The organism is Litoribacter ruber (assembly GCF_018500185.1).
In the GTDB taxonomy this organism is placed as follows: Bacteria; Bacteroidota; Bacteroidia; order Cytophagales; family Cyclobacteriaceae; genus Litoribacter; species Litoribacter ruber.
On sequence record NZ_JAHBGI010000033.1, the window covers coordinates 1 to 6,117 of the forward strand.

A 6,117-nucleotide genomic window follows, 5' to 3' on the forward strand; every position below is an offset into this window, starting at 1 on the left:
AAGTCCTAAAATCGGACTTACACAGTTTATGAAATACTCCCAAAAAAAATTGCTTTGCGCTCCTTGGTGTCTTTGCGGTGAATCTTACAAGCTATCCCTTATTCCAATTATCACCCTTTCAACATCATCATCCGTCAATCCCGTATTCAGCGGTAAACTCAAAGCTTCCCGGTGGATCTTCTCGGTGATGGGGAGATTGAGGTGTTTAAATTCGCTTAATGCAGGCTGCCAATGCGGAGGGGTGGGGTAGTGGATGGCGGTTTCGATGCCTTTGTCCAGCAATAATCTTCTCAACCTGTCTCTTTCCGGATGGAGCACCACAAACAAATGCCAAACATGCGTCTGGGGTAGGGAAGGTAGGCTTGGGACTGTTAAGGGGGTAGGAGACAAATGCTTGATATAAGTGGTGGCAATTTCCCTCCTCTTTTGGTTGGCCTTGTCCAAGTCTGATAGTTTGAGCGACAAAAAAGCGGCCTGCAGTTCATCCATTCGGCTGTTGTAGCCTTTATAAACGTGTACATTTTTCTCAGGACTCCCATAATTGGCCAATGCTCTTATAGTGGAGGCCAGCTTTTTATCATTTGTGGCAACAGCTCCTGCATCACCGAGGGCACCGAGGTTTTTGGTAGGGTAAAAACTGAAGGCCGCAGCATCCCCAAAGGCCCCCGTTTTTGTGCCTTCCCATTCAGTGCCTATGGCCTGGGCATTGTCCTCGATGATCTTCAAACCATACTTGGTTTTGAGCTGCTCTATCTCAGGACCCCAACAAGTCTGCCCATAAAGGTGAACAACCATGATGGCCTTGGTTCGTGGCGTGATATGTCCTTCCAGCTTCTCCAAGTCCAGATTGAAAGTCAGGGGATGGGGTTCAGCCAACACGGGTTTAAAGCCATTGGATGTGATGGCAAGTATAGAAGCAATGTAGGTGTTGGCCGGCACGATGATCTCATCGCCTTCCTGCAACTGTCCCAATTCTATATAACCTTTCAAAATCAGCCTTAATGCATCCATCCCATTACCAACGCCAATGGCGTATGAAGAACCGATATAGGCTGAGAGTTCTTTTTCGAATTTATGCGTAGAGTCTCCCTGCAGATAATTCCCTGATCCAATTATCCGTGCAGCCACATCTGCCATTTGCTTGGCGTAGGGCTGGTTGACTATTTGGAGATCGAGGAATTTGATCATGGTTTAATGGTTGATGGGATTAACGGATTAAGGAGCTTCGCCACGGGTTGGATGGATGTTGGGTTATTGATTATCATGCCTGCGGCATTGTTTAAGGTTTAAGGTTTAAAAATGAAGGTTGCCAGCAGGGGCTTTTTGGGCTTCTGAGCTCACTTTTCTGCCATTCCCTGTTTTTAATTCCTCATCCCTTTGCGCCAATCTTTTACTTAGTGCACATTGTGGCCCCATTTCACTCCGAGTCGAGGCCGGTGCGCCCGTGGCGCCTTTTTCTGCTGTGCCGCAGCGTGAATCCTTTCTTGCCGCGAAGAGGTCTTTGTGCCCTTCTTTTAAACTTGGTGGCCTTAGTGACCATTTAATTACGTATCCAGACCTCTCGATTCCGCTTCGCTTCACTACTAATGACGAATAAAAGTTCTCGCAGCGATCGCAGCGATTTTCGCAGCGCCGCCGCGAGAAATCATATCGTCGTAGTATTGGGTGTGTTTGCAAAACAAAGTGCCTTGAGGTGACGGGTGGGGTTATTTAAATATATACGCCACTCCCACATTCGCTACAAAGTTCTTTCTGTCCAGCCCAGGGGTCATGTAGAAGTCGGGGTCGTTTTCGAGGTACCATTTGTAGTTCAGGGTATTCACGTATTGGAACCTGGAGGAAAGCAATACATTCCCAAACCTCCAGTCGGCCACCAGGGAAGGTACGATGTCCACATATTTTCTCCTGAAGTCCTTGATGATCTCAAAGCGCTTGTAGTAAAAGTCATTGTTATAAGTGATATGCTCCAACTGGAAGCCTATGCGGTTGAAGTTTTTGATCCAGCTCAATTCACCAAAGAAGGTATTGGAGCCGGTGCCGTTGCCTGCGCCGAGCACCTGCCCATGATGCGTATAGCCGTGGCGCACATGGGGGTGGATGTACCAGCTGTTCATTTCGCGGATGCCCCGGCGAACCGTCTGCCCGGTCAGGGTCATTTCCATGTGGACCTGCAGAAACTGGTCTTTTTTGCTCAGGGGGTGCAGGTTGACAAACCCCAAGGTAAAGGCTCTTCCCTCATCCGGATTCACGATAAATTCTCTCAACCTTTTGCTGTTGCCATTGCTGCCGTATTCCCCATAGAATTCAAAATGGCCTTCAGGCATCATCCAGCGGAAGAAACCCGTGCTCATCTGCTGGCGGCGGTCTACCGCAGGGCTGCTTACTGATCTTGCTCTTCTGTCGCCATTGAATATAGGGAGGAAATCGCCAAACCTGTCCATATCATTCCAGTACATCTGTGACACGCTGCTGTACCCCAGGGAGAGGCCTTTCACCCATTTGGGCTGGTAGGACAGGATAATGCCTGCCAGATATCTCCATTCATCATCCCGCTTGGGATGATAGAGCATCTGGTAACGTTCTGAAAGCAAATGATTAGGTGGCAGAAAGCCTGATGACTCCAATCGCCCTGCTATAACTTGCCCTTCAAAAGAACCAATGTTGGTTTCGATGGGCTTGCGGGTGTTGAGGGTCAGGTGTAGAAAACCCGGTGCATTGTTGCTCATCATCAGGGAGTGCCTTTTGGAAGGCCCCCACCAGAGGCTTTCGGAAGAAATCCCAAAGGATAGATGCTCCATATTGAACCTCAAGCTCGATTGGCCAAGGAAGAACATGGTGTAGGGCCCGTTGCCGTAGCGCTCGGGCTGGTCTATCATGTTGAGGAAATCATAGTATTCCTGCCAGGTGCTACCCCAGTGTTCTTCCGGAAAGCCTTGGTACTCCCTGTTTTGGGCATGGATCAGATCAGGCTGTACCTGCAGGCTGAACCTTCCATATTCCGCATATATTCCTACGGTGGCATGCGTTTGCAGGCCTCGATTGGGAATCATTGGGCCATCATTGTTGCCAAAAGCATAATTGGAATTGAACTGGCTGCGAAGCACCGCCGGCATCATGATCATCCTGCCTTTGGTGCCAAGAGGCTTGTGGTATTCGGACTCGGTGGAGGTAAAGGTGGAGTCCAGGTCTACGGCATTTTCAAACCCAAACGCCTGCGTGGGGTACAGGGGCCTGATATTGAAAGAGACGCTTGGATCCAGTTTGCCCAACAGCTGCTGCCTTCTCATATATTCCTCCATGAGCGGGGTGCCCATGGGGGTGGTTTGGCTCCAGCTTACCATTGGGAGTAGTCCGAATAAAAATAGGTATAGTAATTTTTTCATAATCTATCTAGTTGTACTAAGTACTAGGTACAAAGTACTATGTATTTCTTGCATCCAGCCTTATTCTGGTTTCAGCCTGTTTACGAATCCGTTTATTATGCCTTCGGCATGTTTATGGGTTAAGGTTTAAAACTGAAAGCTGCCAATTTGAATTAAGAATTAATAATTAGGAATTAAGAATGAACCTATTTTAATTAGGAATTGATAATTAGGAATTAAGAATGAACTGGAGGAACCCCATTCCTCATTCCCCATTCTCCATTCCTCATTTTCAATTCACAATTCCCCATTCCTCATTTCCCATTCTTCATTGTTCTACTTCGTGACCAATTTGAATTAAGAATTAATAATTAAGAATTAAGAATGAACTGGAGCAATCCCATTCCTCAATCCTAATTCCTCATTCCTCATTTTTAATTCTCCATTTCCCATTGTGCTACTTCGTGACCTATTTTAATTAAGAATTGATAATTGGGAATTAAGAATGAAATGGAGCAACCCCATTCCCCATTCCTAATTCCTCATTCCTCATTTTCAATTCACAATGTCCCATTCCTCCTTGTGCCCTTATTTTCCTTTGAGCCCTTTGTGCCCTCATTTACTTCCTGTTTCGTCCACGATAATTATTGGGACTACTCGGGACAGGTGTGCGACTTAGTGACTTATTTGTTTCGTCTTCGACATCCCCCCTGCCCCCTCCCGATTCGCTCCGCTCTCGGGACTGACGCTTGAAAGGGGGAATAGCTTGCGTTTAAAATACGTAAGCCGCTCGTATCGTGCTTTGGAAGTTGAACACGTCCATGCCTTTTGGGAACTCGGCGGTGCTGCTGGGGTCGAGCCTCCATTGGTAATTCAGCGAATTGATGAAATACCACTGCGAGCTCACGAAAAGGCGTCCAAACTGCCAATCAGCCAACAAGCCCAGATTCAGATCCACCCAGCGACCATTCTGGGTGGCGTCATTGAAGTTCTTTACATATATATCCTGATGCCTGTTTAACCTATCCAGGCGAACTCCTAACTTTCTATTTCGGCTGATCCACGCAGTTTCAAGGGTTTGAATATTGCTGCTGGGGCCAATACCTGGGCCTACCATCTGTCCAAAATGAGTGAATCCATGTCGTACAGGGGAATGTCCTGCCCAGTTACTCCCTCCCCCAGTGGTATTTGGGTATCTAGCCAAAATATTGATAGATTCTTGTTGCTGAAGCATTTCACCACGAACTTGGATTAAGTTTCCTGATTCAAGATTAAATAACTTGGTAAAACCCATCAAATAGGCTCTAGCATGCTCAGGGTTTGAGACAAATTCCCTCCAGTCATAAGCATGGTCCCTACGGCCATATTCAAAATACACTTCAGTTTTTGCTTTTGGAATGGCATATCGAAGAAAAATAGACGCTTTTTGGTCTCTTCCATCAGCATCCATATCAAATCCTGCTTCCACTTTTTGAAATGGGTTTATTACTGGAAAATAGTCCGCAAAAGAATCACCTCTAAATGAATCATATTGTTGGAAAACTCTGGTACCACCTAATGTTAAGCCTGATATCCATTTTGGTTGGTAGGTAAGTAAAATTGCATTAACATACCGCCAATCGTTAACAAGACTATGCATAAATCTTTGGGAAAGTCCAGACCCTTCAAGTCTTCCTATAATTATTTGACCTTCAAAGGATCCAATGAATGTTTTTGCCGGTTTTCGGGTATTTAAAGTTAAATGTTGAAAACCGAAAGCGTTGTTGGTAAACATTAGGCTGTTAAACTGTCCTGGTCCCCACCAAATATTTTCATTGGATGCCCCAACGGAAAAAGCTCCAGCATTAAGACGGATACTGCTTTGACCTAACAGAAAGGTAGAATATGAACTATCTCCCCATCTTTCAAGGTATTCTGTATAAATGCTCTTGGATCTTCCGATATCATAAGATTTATTCTGCGCCCAAATATGTTCCGGTTGAAATTGAATACTTAAAGGCCCTATTTCTGCATATACCCCAACACTGCTATAAGACTGAAAACCACGGTTGACTACCATGGGGCCATTGACCTGGGGGTAGGGGTGGTGGGTGTTGAATTCTATGGCTTGGTGGAAGGGAAGCAGCTGCACCCGGCCTCTTTCTTTCCAGAAGCGGTATTGCATCTTGCTCTTTGGCAGGGTGTCCTCACTGACCAAATTCCCGACCTGATAGGTGTCGGAGTAGGAGGTGAGCTGCCTGGGGTTTAAGGGGCGGAGGGTAAACGAGACGGTGGAGTCCAGTTCACCTAATAATTGGGCCCTTCTTAGACTCTCTTCCAAGACCGGGAAGCCTACGGGGAGGGTTTGGGCTTGGAGAGAAAGCGGAAAAATGATGAAAATAAAAAGGTTCACCCACCACGGCGGGCAGGCAGAGTTTCGCAGAGTTCTCTTCACAGAGTTTCTCAGAGTCCCTCTTCGCGGAGAAATTTCTGCTTTATATGTTTTGTTTTTTTTCATTTATTAATGATAAAATACCTTTACGTTAGCACTGAAAGAGGTTGCCACAGGTAATTATTTCTTGAAATGTAAGACATCTTTAGAATGTTGTCTCAGGAATTACGTTGCGGCCTTTGCGTTTTTTTACTTTGCGCCGCCGCGAGAAATTTTTTACTACCTTATATTCAGTACACTTACTTCAATTTTATTCACTGACCAGCTCTCATCACACCTTTGGTCCTCGGCGGGTCACCCATATTCACCACAGATATCTCAGAT

3 protein-coding genes are annotated in these 6,117 nt (G+C 46.0%); all 3 read right to left on the minus strand.

The features are described 5' to 3' along the window. Positions 1-84: 84 nt before the first annotated feature. The 3 genes from KIH41_RS17850 to KIH41_RS17860 all read right to left on the minus strand — a co-directional run bounded on the left by KIH41_RS17850 (position 85) and on the right by KIH41_RS17860 (position 5,859). The gene (locus KIH41_RS17850; protein WP_214163312.1) at positions 85-1,188 is read right to left on the minus strand and encodes a DegT/DnrJ/EryC1/StrS family aminotransferase; all 1,104 of its coding nucleotides are present in this window, start codon (positions 1,186-1,188) and stop codon (positions 85-87) included. A gap of 518 nt (positions 1,189-1,706) precedes the next feature. Continuing rightward, positions 1,707-3,383, minus strand: coding sequence for a capsule assembly Wzi family protein (locus tag KIH41_RS17855; protein WP_214163313.1), 1,677 nt, complete (start codon positions 3,381-3,383; stop codon positions 1,707-1,709). Positions 3,384-4,134: 751 nt separating this feature from the next. After that, on the minus strand, positions 4,135-5,859 hold the full coding sequence (locus KIH41_RS17860) for a capsule assembly Wzi family protein (protein ID WP_214163314.1): 1,725 nt from the start codon (positions 5,857-5,859) through the stop codon (positions 4,135-4,137). Positions 5,860-6,117: the final 258 nt, after the last annotated feature.